This is a genomic window from Mesorhizobium sp. M7A.F.Ca.CA.004.06.1.1, assembly GCF_003999135.1.
Classification (GTDB): domain Bacteria; phylum Pseudomonadota; class Alphaproteobacteria; order Rhizobiales; family Rhizobiaceae; genus Mesorhizobium.
Map to the genome: position 1 here is coordinate 1 of NZ_RZPQ01001240.1, position 966 is coordinate 966.

Annotated in this window: 2 protein-coding genes; both read left to right on the top strand. The window is 64.1% G+C overall.

Features of this window, described 5'->3' with window-relative positions; genetic code table 11:
* A partial coding sequence (ispF, locus tag EN906_RS35470; protein ID WP_127375836.1) for a 2-C-methyl-D-erythritol 2,4-cyclodiphosphate synthase occupies positions 1-680 on the top strand: 680 nt, incomplete at its 5' end.
* On the top strand, positions 677-966 hold a 290-nt coding region (locus tag EN906_RS35475; protein WP_127375837.1), incomplete at its 3' end, for a nicotinamide-nucleotide amidohydrolase family protein. The genes ispF and EN906_RS35475, both read left to right, overlap by 4 nt.

A 966-nucleotide genomic window follows, 5' to 3' on the forward strand; every position in this document is an offset into this window, starting at 1 on the left:
TTCTTGCCGCGCACGAGAAAGCCCGTCATCTGGGAAAAATGGATTTTACCGACGATGCCGCGATCGCCGAATGGGCGCATATTCCGGTCAAGATCGTTCCGGGCTCGCCGGACAATGTCAAACTCACCTGGGCACGGGATATTGCGATGGCGGACCAGCGGCTTTCCGGCGAACGCGTGCGCTTTCCCGACATCCGTACCGGCAATGGCTACGACGTCCACGCCTTCGAACCGGGAGACCATGTCACTTTGTGTGGCGTCGCCATAGCGCACGACAAGAAGCTGTCCGGCCATTCCGACGCCGATGTCGGTCTGCACGCCTTGACCGATGCGCTGCTGGCGACTTGCGGCGCAGGCGACATCGGCACGCATTTCCCGCCATCCGACCCGCAGTGGAAAGGCGCTGCGTCGCGCATATTCGTCGAGCATGCGGCGAAACTGGTCCGCGCGCGCGGCGGCCGCATCGCCAATGCCGACATCACGCTGATCTGCGAAGCGCCGCGCGTCGGCCCGCATCGCGAGGCCATGACCGCAGCCCTTTCGCAGATGCTGGCAATTACGCCGGATCGCATCTCGATCAAGGCCACAACCAATGAGAAGCTCGGCTTTGTCGGGCGCGAGGAAGGCATTGCGGCGATCGCCACCGCCAGCGTGGTGTTTCCCGGCGAGGTGCCGGAATGACCCACAACGAGCTGGCAAATGCCCTGCTGCAAGCCTGCCAGAGACGCGGCATCATGCTGGCAACGGCGGAAAGCTGCACCGGCGGCATGATCATCGCCGCGTTGACCGACATCGCCGGCTCGTCCGCCGTGATCGATCGCGGCTTCATCACCTATTCCAACGAAGCCAAGATGGACATGCTCGGCGTTTCCGCCGCCACGCTCGGGGCGCATGGCGCGGTTTCGCGCGAGACTGCGATTGAAATGGCGGCAGGCGCGCTTGCCCGTTCGCGCGCCTGCCGCCATTT